The sequence below is a fragment of the Salmonella sp. 32010601201800023SM genome (assembly GCF_017572235.1).
Lineage (GTDB): Bacteria > Pseudomonadota > Gammaproteobacteria > Enterobacterales > Enterobacteriaceae > Salmonella > Salmonella enterica.
The window spans coordinates 1-16,047 of sequence record NZ_JAGEQS010000009.1 but is presented as its reverse complement, the minus strand read 5'-3'; the positions used below and the strand labels follow the sequence as shown (position 1 = coordinate 16,047).

Sequence of the window (16,047 nt, the reverse complement as noted above, 5' to 3'; positions counted from 1 at the left end):
CTAAGAAAGATTTACAAATGCATAAAATGCAGACAGGAATATATTGAAAAAATGACGAGGATGACAGCAGTATTTCATGCCGCCCCCACATAACTGCGTGAGAGCGGCTCTCTTTTTGCGTTAGCCGGTGTTGCGCATACCGGCAGCGACGCCCGCAATCGTGACCATCAACGCCTGTTCGACGCGAGGATCGGGCGATTTGCCCTGCTCTTCAGTCAGACGGGAACGATACAGCAATTCGGCCTGCAACACGTTTAATGGATCGGTATAAACGTTTCTTAACTGAATGGACTCCGCAATCCACGGTAAGTCGGCCATCAGGTGCGAATCGTTGGCAATCGCCAGCACCACTTTAATGTCTTCTTCCAGCAGGTCTCGTAGCTCTTTGCCCAGCGGCCATAGCGTTTTCGCCACCAGACGCTGATCGTAATAGTCGGCCAGCCACAGGTCGGCTTTCGAGAACACCATTTCCAGCATCCCAAGACGCGTGGAGAAGAACGGCCAGTCGCGGCACATGGCTTCCAGTTCGCTTTGTTTACCGTCTTCCACCACTTTTTGCAGCGCAGTACCCGCGCCCAGCCAGGCTGGCAGCATCAGGCGGTTTTGCGTCCAGGCGAAGATCCACGGAATCGCGCGCAGCGATTCGACGCCGCCAGTTGGACGACGTTTCGCCGGACGTGAGCCGAGCGGCAATTTGCCCAACTCTTGCTCCGGCGTCGCGGAGCGGAAGTACGGTACAAAGTCTTTATTTTCGCGCACGTAGCCGCGGTAGGTTTCACAGGAGATGACGGAAAGCTCATCCATAATATGACGCCAGCTGTCTTTCGGTTCCGGCGGCGGCAGCAGGTTTGCTTCCAGAATTGCGCTGGTGTAGAGCGAGAGGCTGCTGACGGTGACTTCCGGCAGGCCGTATTTGAAGCGGATCATCTCGCCCTGCTCGGTCACGCGCAGACCGCCTTTCAGACTGCCTGGCGGTTGCGAAAGCAGCGCCGCGTGGGCTGGCGCGCCGCCACGGCCAATAGAACCGCCGCGGCCGTGGAAGAGGGTAAGCTCGATGCCGGCTTTTTCACAGGTTTTGATCAGGGCGTCCTGCGCCTGATACTGCGCCCATGACGCGGCCATAACGCCGGCGTCTTTCGCCGAGTCGGAGTAGCCGATCATGACCATCTGCTTACCCTGAATCAGTCCGCGATACCAGTCGATATTCAACAACTGGGTCATCACGTCGTCGGCATTGTTCAGGTCGTCGAGGGTTTCAAACAGCGGCGCGACCGGCATGGCAAAGCCGATACCTGCCTCTTTCAGCAGCAGATGCACAGCCAGCACATCAGACGGCGTTTTCGCCATTGAAATTACGTAGGCGGCGATCGATCCTTTAGGCGCTTCGGCAATAACCTTGCAGGTTTCAAGCACTTCGCGGGTATCGTTGCTCGGCTCCCAGTTACGCGGCAGCAGCGGACGTTTGGAGTTCAGCTCGCGGATCAGGAAGGCCTGCTTGTCGGCTTCCGACCAGCTTTCGTAGTCGCCAATACCGAGGTAGCGGGTAATTTCGCCCAGCGCTTCGGTATGGCGGGTGCTCTCCTGACGGATATCAATACGCACCAGCGGTACGCCGAAACACTTCACGCGGCGGAGCGTGTCGAGTAACTCGCCGTTGGCGATAATGCCCATGCCGCAGGCCTGTAACGACTGGTAGCAGGCGTACAGAGGTTCCCAGAGCTGCTCGTTTTGCGTCAGCAGGCCAGCCGGTTTGGGCAGCTTCTCGCCTTTCAGACGCGCTTCCAGCCAGGACTGGGTCGCCATCAGACGGGCGCGCAATTTTTTCATCAGGTAGCGATACGGCTCAGACGCGCCTTCTTCGCCCACTAACGCCAGCAGCTCCGGCGTGGCGTCGACCATCGACAGTTCTGATACCAGAACATGAATGTCTTTCAGGAACAGATCGGTGGCTTTCCAGCGGCTTAACAAGAGTACGTGGCGGGTGATATCCGCCGTCACGTTCGGGTTGCCGTCACGGTCGCCGCCCATCCAGGAGGTAAAACGTACCGGCACAAAATCCACCGGCAATTTGTAGCCGAGATTTTCTTCCAGCTGTTCGTTCAGTTCACGCAGATAGTTAGGTACGCCCTGCCACAGGCTGTTCTCAACCACGGCGAAGCCCCATTTGGCTTCATCCACCGGGCTTGGACGCTGCTTGCGGATCTCATCCGTATGCCAGGATTGGGCAATCAACTGGCGCAGGCGACGCATCACCTGGTGACGTTCGTAGTCGGCGATATCGGTATTATCAAGCTGTTTCAGACAGTTGTTGATTTCACCCATCTTGTGAATAAGCGTACGGCGGGTAATCTCTGTCGGATGGGCGGTTAACACCAACTCCAGAGACAGCGACTCTACCGCTTTTTTGATGGTTGCGTCGTTGAGGTCCGGTTGGTTTTTCAGTTTACGCAGAGTGCGGGCAATCACTTCCGGGTTGCTGGCGGCTTCGCCTTTTGGCGAAATGCTGTGGTATTGCTCGGCAGTATTGGCCAGGTTCAGGAACTGACTAAACGCGCGCGCAACTGGCAGCAGCTCGTCATTAGACAAATTTTGTAGCGTGGTGAGCAGCTCCTGGCGATTAGCTTCATTGCCGGCGCGTGAAGATTTGGATAGCTTACGGATTGTTTCTACGCGATCAAGAATGTGTTCTCCCAGCGCATCCTTGATGGTTTCTCCCAGCACCTTGCCGAGCATACTGACATTACTACGCAACGCGGAATATTGTTCGTTCATATGACCCCAGACACCCCATCTTTAATGTAATTGCCCTGTCTCTTTCACGCCACAGCGGCGTTGGCTGCTCTCGCCCTTATGCCAGTTCTGCGGAATGGGCTCGTTTGCCGCCTTGCTGTGACGTGAAATTTTTCGGACTTTGCTTTTTAGCCGTCTTTTATAAAGCCACGTAAAACCCGTGGCGTCAATTACTGCGAAATCGGTTCAGCAAACGAAAAAATGGCGGTAATTTATTAAAGTTAATTCGCATCGTGCCAAATAAGAAATGCTTATGAACATGTGGCGTAGAGATGCCGGATGGCGCTGCGCTTATCCGGCCTACAAGACGGGGGAGGCCCGGTAAACATCACGTCACCGGGCAATATGCATTAATGCCAGCAAAAATGGTGTACTACCTGGGTAATCAATTCCCGGGTTGGCTTAATAAAACGCGTTTCGAGATATTCATCCGGCTGATGCGCCTGATTAATTGAGCCCGGACCAAGCACCAGCGTTGGGCATAATGTCTGCATAAACGGCGCTTCAGTACAGTAGTTCACCACGTCGGTTTTTGTTCCCAACAGTTTTTCTACTACTTCAACCAGTTGGTGGTCCGGTGGACACTCGTAACCTGGAATCGGCGGATGTAATTCCGCCACCGTCAGGCGGCCCGGCCAGCGTTCGCTTACCGGGGCCAGCGCGTCGTTAAGCAGTCCATTAAGGTCGTTTAACGTCATGCCCGGCAGTGGACGAATATCCATATGCAATTCGCAGCAGGCGCAGATACGGTTTGAGGCATCGCCGCCGTGAATATGGCCCAGATTCAGCGTTGGATACGGAACGGTAAACGCCTCGTAGTGATACCGCGCTTTCAGCGAGTCACGCAGTTGCATGATATGGCCAATCGCATCGTGCATCAGTTCAATGGCGTTAACCCCACGCGCCGGGTCGCTGGAATGACCGGACTGCCCCAGGACGCGAACGACATTAGAGATATGCCCTTTGTGCGCGCGTATCGGTTGCAACGACGTCGGTTCGCCAATGATCGCGCAGTCCGGACGTAATGCCGTGGTTTCGGAAAAATAACGCGCCCCCGCCATGCTGGTCTCTTCATCGGCGGTCGCCAGAATGTAGAGCGGCTTTTTCAACTTTGTGACGTCAACGTCACGTAGCGCGTCCAGAATAAAAGCGAAGAAGCCTTTCATATCCGCAGTGCCCAGGCCATAGAGCTTATTGTCATGCTCGGTCAGCGTGAACGGGTCGCGCGTCCAGCGTCCGTCATCAAAGGGAACCGTGTCGGTATGGCCGGTCAGCAGCAAACCGCCCGCGCCATGTCCGGTGCTGGCGAGCATATTAAATTTGTTTCGCGTTCCTGGAACCGGTTGAACCTCTACGTTGAAACCAAGATCGCTGAACCAGCCTGCAAGCAAAGTGATTAAAGACGCATTACTTTGATCCAGGGATTCTTCGGTTGCGCTTATCGACGGTGTGGCAATCAAAGCGCGGTAAATCTCGATAAATGGCGGTAAAACGTTTTTCATTGTTGACACACCTCAGGTCATGATAGTATCAATATTCATGCATTAATTATGAATAAAAATACATTAACGTTGAGCATAAAGGAACCCGATGTTGAATACGCTGATTGTAGGCGCTAGCGGTTATGCGGGCGCAGAGCTTGTAAGCTACGTAAATCGCCACCCACATATGACCATAACCGCTTTGACCGTCTCAGCGCAAAGCAATGATGCAGGAAAGTTAATTTCTGATTTACATCCGCAGTTAAAAGGGATTGTCGACCTGCCATTGCAACCGATGTCGGATGTACGTGACTTTAGCGCAGATGTTGATGTGGTGTTCCTGGCGACAGCGCATGAAGTGAGCCACGATCTGGCGCCGCAGTTTTTACAGGCCGGATGCGTCGTATTCGATCTTTCCGGCGCGTTTCGGGTAAACGATCGCGCCTTCTATGAAAAATATTACGGATTTACTCATCAGTATCCTGAGCTGCTGGAGCAGGCGGTGTACGGTCTGGCGGAGTGGAATGCCGATAAACTGAACACGGCGAATCTGATTGCGGTTCCTGGTTGCTATCCAACCGCAGCGCAGTTGTCGCTAAAACCGCTGATTGACGGCGGGCTTCTGGATCTGACGCAGTGGCCGGTAATTAATGCCACCAGCGGGGTGAGCGGCGCGGGGCGCAAAGCGGCAATTTCGAACAGTTTCTGTGAAGTGAGTCTGCAACCGTATGGCGTGTTTACGCATCGTCATCAGCCGGAAATCGCCGTCCATCTGGGCGCGGAGGTCATCTTCACCCCGCATCTGGGGAATTTTCCGCGCGGGATTCTGGAAACCATTACCTGCCGCCTGAAAGCGGGAGTAACCCATGCGCAGGTCGCCGACGTGTTGCAAAAAGCCTATGGCGACAAACCGCTGGTGCGCCTGTATGACAAAGGCGTTCCGGCGTTAAAGAACGTCGTCGGGCTGCCGTTCTGCGATATTGGTTTTGCCGTCCAGGGCGAACATCTGATTGTGGTGGCAGCCGAAGACAACTTGTTGAAAGGCGCAGCGGCGCAGGCGGTGCAGTGCGCTAATATTCGTTTTGGCTTCGCTGAAACGCAGTCTCTTATTTAAGGGTGAAATGATGAATCCATTAATTATCAAGCTGGGTGGCGTATTACTGGATAGCGAAGAGGCTCTGGAACGTCTTTTTACCGCGTTGGTCAACTATCGTGAGTCCCATCAGCGTCCGTTGGTGATTGTTCACGGCGGCGGTTGCGTGGTGGATGAGCTGATGAAAGGGCTTAATTTGCCAGTGAAAAAGAAAGACGGCCTGCGCGTGACGCCTGCCGATCAGATTGGCATCATTACCGGCGCGCTGGCGGGAACCGCTAACAAAACTCTGCTGGCCTGGGCGAAGAAACACCATATCGCCTCTGTTGGTCTGTTTCTGGGCGATGGCGACAGCGTAAACGTGACTCAACTCGATGAAGCGTTAGGCCACGTCGGGCTGGCGCAGCCGGGGTCGCCGAAGCTGATTAACATGCTGCTGGAAAACGGCTTTCTGCCGGTGGTCAGCTCCATTGGCGTAACAGACGACGGTCAACTGATGAACGTCAACGCCGATCAGGCGGCAACCGCGCTGGCGGCGACGCTGGGGGCCGATCTGATCCTGCTTTCCGACGTGAGCGGTATTCTGGACGGCAAAGGCCAGCGTATCGCCGAAATGACGGCGTCCAAAGCCGAGCAGCTTATCGACCAGGGCATTATTACCGACGGGATGATTGTGAAAGTGAATGCGGCTCTCGATGCTGCGCGGGCGCTGGGTCGCCCGGTGGATATCGCTTCCTGGCGTCATGCGGAGCAACTGCCGGCGCTGTTTAACGGTACGCCGATTGGCACGCGTATTCTGGCTTAACTATTTGTTCGCCCGATGGCGGCTGCGCCTTATCGGGCCTACGTGAACAGAAATTATAGGCCGGATAAGCGTAGCGCCATCCGGCAGTGAAATTCGAAGAATTTAAGGAAGTCTATTATGGCACTTTGGGGTGGGCGTTTTACACAGGCGGCAGACCAGCGGTTTAAACAATTCAATGATTCGTTGCGCTTCGATTACCGTCTGGCAGAGCAGGATATTGTCGGTTCTGTGGCCTGGTCTAAAGCATTGGTCACGGTAGGCGTACTGACTGCCGATGAGCAACGACAGTTGGAAGAAGCGCTGAACGTGTTGCTGGAAGAGGTTCGCGCGAATCCGCAGCAAATCCTGCAAAGCGATGCGGAAGATATCCATAGCTGGGTGGAAGGTAAGCTCATCGACAAAGTGGGTCAGTTGGGTAAAAAGCTGCACACCGGACGCAGCCGTAACGATCAAGTGGCGACGGACCTGAAACTGTGGTGCAAAGAGACGGTGAGGGAACTGCTTACCGCTAACCGCCAGTTACAGAGCGCGCTGGTGGAAACCGCGCAGGCGAACCAGGACGCGGTAATGCCGGGATATACCCATCTGCAACGCGCGCAGCCAGTGACTTTCGCCCACTGGTGTCTCGCGTATGTCGAAATGCTGGCGCGCGATGAAAGCCGCCTGCAGGACACGCTTAAACGTCTGGACGTGAGTCCGCTAGGCTGCGGCGCATTGGCGGGCACGGCCTATGAAATTGACCGTGAACAATTGGCAGGCTGGCTGGGCTTTACCTCTGCGACCCGCAACAGCCTGGACAGCGTGTCCGATCGTGACCACGTACTGGAACTGCTTTCTGATGCGGCTATCGGCATGGTGCATCTGTCACGCTTCGCGGAAGATCTGATTTTCTTTAATTCTGGTGAAGCGGGCTTTGTAGAGCTTTCTGACCGCGTGACTTCCGGTTCATCGTTAATGCCGCAGAAGAAAAACCCGGACGCGCTGGAGCTGATTCGCGGTAAGTGCGGTCGCGTACAAGGGGCGCTAACCGGCATGATGATGACTTTAAAAGGTCTGCCGCTGGCGTATAACAAAGATATGCAGGAAGACAAAGAAGGGCTGTTCGATGCGCTCGATACCTGGCTTGACTGCCTGCATATGGCGGCGTTGGTGCTGGACGGTATTCAGGTGAAACGCCCACGTTGTCAGGACGCGGCGCAACAGGGGTATGCCAACGCCACGGAGCTGGCGGATTACCTGGTCGCGAAAGGCGTGCCGTTCCGCGAAGCGCACCATATTGTTGGCGAAGCGGTGGTAGAAGCTATTCGCCAGGGTAAGCCGCTGGAAGCGTTGCCGCTGGCCGATTTACAGAAATTCAGCCGCGTGATTGGCGACGATGTGTATCCGATATTGTCTTTGCAGTCGTGTCTGGATAAACGGGCGGCAAAAGGCGGCGTTTCTCCGCTGCAGGTGGCGCAGGCCATCAACGATGCGAAGGCGCGCCTCGCGTTGTAGGCCTTATAAGCGTAGCGCCATCAGGTAATACTGCCCGGCCGAGCATCAGCGACGCCGGGCTTTTTTACGCGAAAAAAAAAGCGGACCAGAGGTCCGCAAAAGTTCACGTTGGCTTTAGTTATTTCGGGTTCGAGAGATACCCTCTGAACGGGTGGTGTCTTCAAGGGTTAAACGAGAAACCGCTCCGTTCTGTGATGTATTATTAATCAGAAAGGTTGATAGGGATAATCGTTCGTTGCTATGCTACCTATCGCCATGAACTATCGTGGCGACGGAGGATGAATAATGAATATTCGTGATCTTGAATATCTGGTGGCGTTAGCCGAACATCGCCATTTCCGGCGAGCGGCGGACTCCTGTCACGTCAGCCAGCCAACCCTTAGCGGGCAAATACGCAAGCTGGAAGATGAGCTGGGCGTTATGCTGCTGGAGCGTACGAGCCGTAAGGTGTTGTTTACCCAGGCGGGCTTACTGCTGGTGGATCAGGCGCGTACCGTACTGCGTGAGGTCAAGGTGCTCAAGGAGATGGCAAGCCAACAAGGCGAGACGATGTCCGGCCCGCTGCATATTGGTTTAATCCCAACAATTGGTCCCTATTTGCTGCCGCTTATCATTCCAATGTTGCACCAGACTTTCCCGAAGCTGGAAATGTATCTGCATGAGGCGCAAACGCATCAGTTGTTAGCGCAACTCGATAGCGGCAAGCTTGACTGCGCTATTCTGGCGCTGGTGAAAGAGAGCGAGGCGTTTATTGAAGTGCCGCTGTTTGATGAGCCCATGATGCTGGCTATTTATGAGGATCATCCGTGGGCGAATCGCGATCGCGTGCCGATGTCCGATCTGGCGGGCGAGAAATTGCTGATGCTGGAAGATGGCCACTGTCTGCGCGATCAGGCGATGGGGTTCTGTTTTGAAGCGGGAGCGGATGAAGATACCCATTTCCGGGCGACCAGTCTGGAAACGCTGCGCAACATGGTGGCGGCGGGCAGTGGTATTACACTACTCCCCGCGCTGGCCGTACCGCAGGAGCGTAAGCGCGACGGCGTGGTTTATCTGCCATGCATTAAGCCGGAGCCGCGTCGTACCGTGGGGCTGGTTTATCGCCCGGGATCGCCGCTGCGTAGCCGTTATGAGCAACTGGCAGAGGCCATCCGTGGCGCAATGGATGGCCATTTCGACAAGGCGTTAAAACAGGCGGTTTAAGCCGTTCAACGCCGCAACCCGATAAGCTTCCGCCATGGTTGGGTAGTTAAAGGTGGTGTTAACGAAGTATTCAATGGTGTTACCGCCACCTTTCTGCTCCATGATTGCCTGGCCGATATGAATAATTTCGGCGGCGCGTTCGCCAAAGCAGTGAATCCCCAGAATTTCTTTGGTTTCGCGGTGGAAGAGAATTTTTAGCGTGCCGACGTTCATGCCGACGATTTGCGCTCGCGCCAGATGCTTAAACTGCGCGCGGCCCACTTCGTAAGGCACTTTCATTGCCGTTAACTGCTGCTCGGTTTTGCCGACAGAACTGATTTCCGGAATGGTATAAATCCCGGTGGGGATATCTTCGATAAGATGCGCGGTCGCTTCGCCTTTCACCAGCGCCTGCGCTGCAATACGCCCCTGATCGTAAGCGGCGGAGGCCAGACTGGGATAGCCAATCACGTCGCCCACCGCATAGACGTGCGGCAGGGCGGTCTGGTACATACTGTTGACTTTGAGCTGTCCACGGCTGTCTGTTTCCAGACCAATATTCTCCAGCGCCAGCGAATCGGTGTTACCGGTACGGCCATTAGCATAGAGCAGGCAGTCAGCCTTCAGTTTTTTGCCGGATTTCAGGTGCATGATGACGCCATCATCGCAGCCTTCGATTTTCTCATACTCTTCATTGTGGCGAATAACCACGCCGCTATTCCAGAAATGGTAAGAGAGAGAGTCGGACATCTCCTGATCGAGAAAGGCCAGCAGGCGATCGCGGGTGTTGATCAGATCCACTTTCACATCCATACCGCGGAAGATGGACGCATATTCGCAGCCGATAACGCCGGCGCCGTAAATAATAACGTGGCGCGGTTCATGGTGGAGACTCAGGATTGAGTCGCTGTCATAAATGCGCGGATGCGAGAAATCCACATCACTGGGATGGTAAGGACGCGAACCACAGGCAATAACAAATTTTTCTGCCGTCAGGGTTTCAACCGTGCCGTCATGGCATTCCAGCGCCAGGGTATGTTCGTCAATAAAATGGGCGTTGCCCTGCAATATTTCACAGTGGTTACGCTCATAAAACCCCTGACGCATACGCGTTTGTTGATTAATCACGTTATCGGCATGATTAAGGATGTCGGCGAAAGAAGAACGAAGGAGACGGGAGTGGTCGCTATAGAGCGGGTTTTGATTAAATTCAATAATGCGGCTGACGGCGTGGCGAAGGGCTTTGGATGGGATGGTGCCCCAGTGGGTACATCCGCCGCCAACGTTATGATAACGCTCAATCACCGCGACGCGTGCTCCTTGCTTAACCAGACCCATTGCAGCGCCTTCACCGCCGGGGCCTGACCCTATGACGACTGCATCATAATCCCAGGAATGTGGCATGGTATTACTCACCTGTTTTTATACATAAAATAAACACGATGATAACATTTGCCCAGCTTTAACCCAATTATCGTTGTGCTTTTTTGCGAAGCCGGAGCACAAACTGTCTGTAAACAATCATTCACAATCCAGTGTGAACCCGTTACTTTTATTCTCTGGTATAGTGCCGAATAAGGCATATGGAAGGATTCAGACATTGTGATGGGTGTTAGAGCGCAACAAAAAGAAAAAACCCGGCGTTCGCTGGTGGAAGCCGCATTCAGCCAACTGAGCGCTGAGCGGAGTTTTGCCAGCCTGAGTTTGCGTGAGGTGGCGCGTGAAGCGGGCATTGCGCCAACGTCGTTTTACCGTCATTTTCGCGATGTCGATGAACTCGGTCTGACGATGGTGGATGAAAGCGGTCTGATGCTGCGTCAGTTGATGCGTCAGGCGCGACAGCGTATCGCGAAAGGCGGCAGCGTCATTCGCACGTCGGTCTCCACATTTATGGAGTTTATCGGCAACAACCCCAACGCCTTCCGTCTGTTATTGCGCGAACGTTCCGGCACTTCAGCGGCGTTTCGTGCCGCCGTCGCACGGGAGATTCAGCACTTTATTGCGGAACTTGCCGACTATCTGGAACTCGAAAACCATATGCCGCGCGCGTTTACTGAAGCCCAGGCCGAAGCGATGGTAACTATTGTCTTTAGCGCGGGCGCAGAGGCGTTGGACATCGGCGCTGAACAGCGTCGGCAATTAGAAGAGCGGCTGGTATTGCAACTGCGCATGATTGCGAAAGGGGCGTATTACTGGTATCGCCGTGAGCAAGAGAAAATAGCACATCATTCCGAATAACGTGAAGGACGAGTAATGAAACAGTCAGGTCAAGATAAAGGTACGCTGTTGCTGGCGCTCATCGCTGGCTTATCGATTAACGGCACATTCGCGGCGCTGTTTAGCGCTATTGTGCCGTTCTCCGTATTCCCGGTTATCTCGCTGGTGCTGACGGTATATTGCCTGCATCAGCGCTACCAAAATCGTACTATGCCGGTAGGTTTGCCGGGGTTGGCCGCCGCCTGTTTCATTCTTGGCGTTTTACTGTATAGCACCGTGGTGCGTGCAGAATATCCGGATATTGGCTCTAATTTCTTCCCGGCGGTGCTGTCGGTGATTCTGGTATTCTGGATTGGCTTTAAACTGCGTAACCGCAAGCAGGACACCGCGGAATAGTGTGCGAATGCCGGATGGCGGTATAACCGGCCATCCGACGTACATTTTACCTTGCGGTGAGTAATACTCCGCATTCCATATGATGCGTATACGGGAACTGATCGAATAGCGCCAGGCGAGACACCGTGTGCGTCTGGCTTAACGTTTCCAGGTTTTTGCACAACGTTTCCGGATTGCAGGAAATGTACAGAATACGTGGATAAGCCTGCACCATTTTTTCCGTTTCGCTGTCCAGACCGCTGCGCGGCGGATCGACAAAAATGGTTTCGCACTGATAGCGCTTCAGGTCGATCCCCTGCAGGCGGTTAAACTCACGAACGCCATTCATCGCCTGGGTAAACTCTTCCGCCGCCATGCGAATAATTTGCACATTATCAATATGATTAGCGGCAATATTGTACTGTGCGGCAGCGACGGACGGTTTGGCGATTTCGGTTGCCAGCACGCGGTTAAAATTGCGCGCCAGCGCTAAAGAAAAATTGCCGTTGCCGCAATACAACTCAAGCAGATCGCCTTTTGAGTCTTTCGTCACCTCCAGCGCCCACTCTAACATCTGAATATTCATGGCGGCGTTTGGCTGCGTAAAGCTGTTTTCGACCTGGCGGTAGATCATCTCTTTACCTGCCACAGGCAGACGCTCATCAATATAATCCTGATCCAATTCGATTTTAGTTTTAGTGGCCCGGCCAATCAGATGTACGTTCAGACCTTGCGCGCGTAAAGCATCGCGTAACGTAGTGGCGGCTTCACGCCACTCTTCGTCCAGCTTCTTATGGTACAGCAACGACACTACCGCCTGGTTGCTCAAGGTCGTGAGATAATCAATCTGGAACAGCTTATGCCGCAGTGCATGATTATCGCGCACGCCGGCAATCATCGCCTTCATTAAGGTATTAATCAGTTGGCTGGCCGCCGGGAAGGTGTCAACGCGAATCCGGCTTTTGGTCTGCTGATCAAACATAATGTGGTACAGGTCATCGCCGTCATGCCACAGGCGAAATTCCGCACGCATACGATAGTGACTGACCGGCGAGCGAAATACTTCCGGAACCAGGCCAGAAAACGGCGCCATCATACTCTGCAAGCGCGCCACTTTTTCGGCCAGCTGCGCCTCATACTGTTCTGTCGGAAGATGTTCGGGGGTCATATCGCATCCTGAATAATAAAAGTACGCGGGGATTGTAGGGATTGCTCAGTGGATGTCCAGCTATTGATGATTTCTGATTTGTGATGCGCGGTCTGGACAGGGTGTTGTGACAGACGGTAGCATCCGTGGGCCGGTCCTGTGAGTTAATAGGGAATCTAGTGAAAATCTGGAGCTGACGCGCAGCGGTAAGGAAAGGTGAGATGAGAGCGTAAGCAGACACTGCCTCCGGCGGGAAGTCATCATTTCTGCTATCCAGCCAACGGATAACCCTCCAAGCCCGAAGACCTGCCGGCTAACGTCGCATCTGGTTTTTCATCATCGCGTACTATCGATGAAGCCTGCGGCATCCTTCTTATATTGTGGATGCTTTACAATGATTAAAAAAGCTACGCTGCTGACGGCGTTCTCCGTCACGGCCTTTTCCGCTTGGGCGCAGGACACTAGCCCGGATACCCTGGTTGTCACCGCCAACCGTTTTCAGCAGCCGCGCAGCGCGGTTCTGGCGCCCGTTACCATCGTGACGCGTCAGGATATTGAACGCTGGCAATCGACCTCCGTAAATGATGTTCTGCGCCGTTTGCCTGGCGTCGATATTGCGCAGAGCGGCGGCGCCGGACAAAACTCCTCCATTTTCATTCGCGGCACCAACTCCAGCCATGTACTGGTATTGATTGACGGCGTGCGTCTGAATTTAGCAGGCGTGAGCGGGTCCGCCGATCTCAGCCAGTTCCCGGTGTCGCTGGTACAGCGCATTGAATATATTCGCGGTCCGCGCTCCGCTATTTATGGTTCCGATGCTATCGGCGGCGTAGTGAATATCATTACGACGCGCGATAACCCAGGCACAGAATTAACCGCTGGATGGGGAAGCAATAGCTACCAGAATTACGACATCTCGACGCAACAGCAACTTGGCGAAAACACGCGGGCGACGTTGATCGGCGATTACGAATACACCAAAGGGTTTGACGTGGTAGCGAAAGGCGGTACCGGGATGCAGGCGCAGCCTGACCGGGACGGCTTTTTGAGTAAAACGCTTTATGGCGCGTTAGAGCATACCTTTTCTGATCGCTGGAGCGGATTCGTGCGTGGTTATGGCTACGATAACCGTACCGATTACGACGCCTATTACTCGCCGGGCTCGCCGCTGATTGATACACGCAAACTTTATAGCCAAAGCTGGGACGCCGGGCTGCGCTTTAATGGCGAACGTATTCAGTCTCAGCTGGTTTCAAGCTATAGCCACAGTAAAGATTACAACTATGATCCGCACTATGGCCGGTATGATACCTCCGCCACGCTGGATGAGATGAAACAGTACAATGTTCAATGGACCAACAGTGTGGTCGTGGGGCACGGTAATGTTGGGGCGGGCGTAGACTGGCAGAAACAGACTACCACGCCAGGTACCGGCTATGTGCCCGAGGGATATGACCAGCGTAATACCGGGGTTTACCTGACAGGATTACAACAGTTGGGTGACTTCACTCTGGAAGCGGCGGCGCGCAGTGATGACAACTCCCAGTTTGGTCGTCATGGTACATGGCAAACCAGCGCGGGATGGGAGTTTATAGAAGGTTATCGCTTTATTGCCTCCTACGGAACCTCCTACAAAGCGCCTAATTTGGGCCAACTGTATGGTTATTACGGTAATCCGAACCTGAATCCTGAAAAGAGTAAACAGTGGGAAGGCGCATTTGAAGGGCTAACCGCTGGCGTCAGCTGGCGTATTTCAGGTTATCGTAACGATATTAATGACATGATCGATTATGACGATCATCTGCAAAAATATTACAACGAAGGTAAGGCGCGCATTAAAGGTATTGAGGCGACGGCGAATTTCGATACCGGACCGTTAACGCATACGGTCAGTTACGATTACGTTGATGCGCGTAATGCGATTACCGATACGCCATTACCGCGGCGTTCCAAACAGATGGCAAAATATCAACTTGACTGGGACGTTTACGATTTTGACTGGGGGGTGACATATCAATACCTTGGTTCCCGCTATGATTCGGATTACTCCGCTTACCCATACCGGACAGTAAAAATGGGCGGCGTCAGTTTATGGGATCTTACGGTTGCATATCCGGTCACCTCACATCTGACAGTTCGTGGTAAAATAGCCAACCTGTTCGACAAAGATTACGAGACAGTTTATGGCTACCAAACTGCAGGACGAGAATACACCTTGTCTGGCAGCTACACCTTCTGAACCACGTCCCACCGTGCTGGTATTTGATTCCGGCGTCGGTGGATTGTCGGTCTATGATGAGATTCGGCGGCTCCTGCCGGATCTCCACTATATATATGCTTTCGATAACGTGGCTTTCCCCTACGGGGAAAAGAGCGAAACGTTTATCGTCGAGCGCGTTGTCGAGATTGTGACCGCGGTACAGCAGCGCTATCCCCTTTCACTGGCGGTGATTGCCTGTAATACCGCCAGTACGGTCTCACTTCCCGCATTACGTGAAAAGTTTGCCTTCCCGGTGGTGGGCGTTGTGCCTGCGATTAAACCAGCGGCGCGGCTGACCGCAAATGGCGTCGTCGGGCTACTGGCGACGAGAGCCACGGTCAAACGTCCTTATACTCACGAGCTGATTGCGCGCTTCGCCAATGAATGTCAGATAGCGATGTTGGGGTCGGCAGAACTGGTGGAACTGGCGGAAGCTAAATTACATGGCGATTCGGTATCGCTGGAAGAACTGCGCCGCATATTACGCCCATGGCTACGAATGCCGGAGCCGCCTGACACGGTCGTTCTGGGGTGTACGCATTTCCCTCTATTACGGGACGAACTTTTGCAAGTCCTGCCCGAAGGGACGCGGTTAGTGGATTCCGGCGCGGCGATAGCGCGTCGTACAGCCTGGCTGTTGGAACATGAAGCGCCGGATGCGAAATCAACCGATGCCAATATTGCTTATTGCATGGCAATGACGCCAGGAGCTGAACAATTATTACCCGTTTTACAGCGTTATGGCTTTGAAACGCTCGAAAAACTGCCGGTTTAATGGCGTTTTGGGTAAATACCAGGCACTTGAGAAATTATTTTAAATTTCCTCTTGTCAGGCAGAAATAACTCCCTATAATGCGCCACCACTGACACGGAACAACGGCACACAGGCCGCCGGGTCAGCGGGGTTCAGACCAGAACCTCACGGAGAAAAGCGAAAATAAAGGCTTGACTCTGAAGCGGGAAAGCGTAATATGCACACCCCGCGCCGCTGAGAAAAAGCGAAGCGGCACTGCTCTTTAACAATTTATCAGACAATCTGTGTGGGCACTCGAAGATACGGATTCTTAACGTCGCAAGACGAAAAATGAATACCAAGTCTCAAGAGTGAACACGTAATTCATTACGAAGTTTAATTCTTTGAGCATCAAACTTTTAAATTGAAGAGTTTGATCATGGCTCAGATTGAACGCTGGCGGCAGGCCT

General features: G+C 53.6%; 12 protein-coding genes and 1 riboswitch. Of the genes, 8 read left to right on the top strand and 4 right to left on the bottom strand.

What is annotated here, in order from left to right; genetic code table 11:
• Positions 1-120: 120 nt before the first annotated feature.
• Positions 121-2,772 carry a phosphoenolpyruvate carboxylase gene (ppc, locus tag J4617_RS20840; protein WP_001005548.1) on the bottom strand — a complete coding sequence of 884 codons (2,652 nt, stop codon included), beginning with the start codon at positions 2,770-2,772 and terminating at the stop codon, positions 121-123.
• Positions 2,773-3,140: 368 nt separating this feature from the next.
• The gene (argE, locus tag J4617_RS20835) at positions 3,141-4,292 is read right to left on the bottom strand and encodes an acetylornithine deacetylase (protein WP_000800208.1); all 1,152 of its coding nucleotides are present in this window, start codon (positions 4,290-4,292) and stop codon (positions 3,141-3,143) included.
• An 88-nt stretch (positions 4,293-4,380) separates the two neighbouring features.
• Between argE and argC the strand changes: the two genes are divergently transcribed.
• The 4 genes from argC (at position 4,381) to oxyR (ending at position 8,866) form a co-directional block, all read left to right on the top strand.
• A complete protein-coding gene (argC, locus tag J4617_RS20830; RefSeq protein WP_000935335.1) occupies positions 4,381-5,385 on the top strand; it encodes an N-acetyl-gamma-glutamyl-phosphate reductase in 1,005 nt (334 codons plus the stop codon).
• A gap of 7 nt (positions 5,386-5,392) precedes the next feature.
• Positions 5,393-6,169 (top strand): acetylglutamate kinase, encoded by a 777-nt coding sequence (gene argB / locus J4617_RS20825; RefSeq protein WP_001575262.1) that lies wholly within the window; start codon positions 5,393-5,395, stop codon positions 6,167-6,169.
• Positions 6,170-6,286: 117 nt separating this feature from the next.
• Positions 6,287-7,663 carry an argininosuccinate lyase gene (gene argH, locus J4617_RS20820; protein WP_001230051.1) on the top strand — a complete coding sequence of 459 codons (1,377 nt, stop codon included), beginning with the start codon at positions 6,287-6,289 and terminating at the stop codon, positions 7,661-7,663.
• 285 nt (positions 7,664-7,948) lie between these two features.
• On the top strand, positions 7,949-8,866 hold the full coding sequence (gene oxyR, locus J4617_RS20815) for a DNA-binding transcriptional regulator OxyR (RefSeq protein WP_001025919.1): 918 nt from the start codon (positions 7,949-7,951) through the stop codon (positions 8,864-8,866).
• Here the strand turns inward: oxyR and sthA are convergent.
• Positions 8,849-10,249, bottom strand: coding sequence for a Si-specific NAD(P)(+) transhydrogenase (gene sthA, locus J4617_RS20810; protein WP_001120791.1), 1,401 nt, complete (start codon positions 10,247-10,249; stop codon positions 8,849-8,851). The two genes, oxyR and sthA, sit on opposite strands and share 18 nt — an antisense overlap.
• Positions 10,250-10,447: 198 nt before the next feature.
• Between sthA and fabR the strand changes: the two genes are divergently transcribed.
• Together fabR and J4617_RS20800 are read left to right on the top strand one after the other, a co-directional pair.
• Entirely contained in the window at positions 10,448-11,083 is a 636-nt protein-coding gene (fabR, locus tag J4617_RS20805) for an HTH-type transcriptional repressor FabR (RefSeq protein WP_000971958.1), read from the top strand.
• Positions 11,084-11,098: 15 nt separating this feature from the next.
• Positions 11,099-11,458 (top strand): YijD family membrane protein, encoded by a 360-nt coding sequence (locus J4617_RS20800; protein WP_000813838.1) that lies wholly within the window; start codon positions 11,099-11,101, stop codon positions 11,456-11,458.
• 46 nt (positions 11,459-11,504) lie between these two features.
• Here the strand turns inward: J4617_RS20800 and trmA are convergent, their stop codons facing one another.
• On the bottom strand, positions 11,505-12,605 hold the full coding sequence (gene trmA, locus J4617_RS20795) for a tRNA (uridine(54)-C5)-methyltransferase TrmA (RefSeq protein WP_017466064.1): 1,101 nt from the start codon (positions 12,603-12,605) through the stop codon (positions 11,505-11,507).
• Between the two features lie 114 nt (positions 12,606-12,719).
• Positions 12,720-12,913: riboswitch (cobalamin riboswitch) on the top strand.
• A gap of 65 nt (positions 12,914-12,978) precedes the next feature.
• Here trmA and btuB point away from each other — a divergent pair.
• Entirely contained in the window at positions 12,979-14,823 is a 1,845-nt protein-coding gene (gene btuB / locus J4617_RS20790) for a TonB-dependent vitamin B12 receptor BtuB (protein ID WP_000591403.1), read from the top strand.
• Positions 14,768-15,619, top strand: coding sequence for a glutamate racemase (murI, locus tag J4617_RS20785; RefSeq protein WP_000201805.1), 852 nt, complete (start codon positions 14,768-14,770; stop codon positions 15,617-15,619). Before btuB ends, murI begins: the two co-directional genes overlap by 56 nt.
• Positions 15,620-16,047 lie beyond the last annotated feature (428 nt).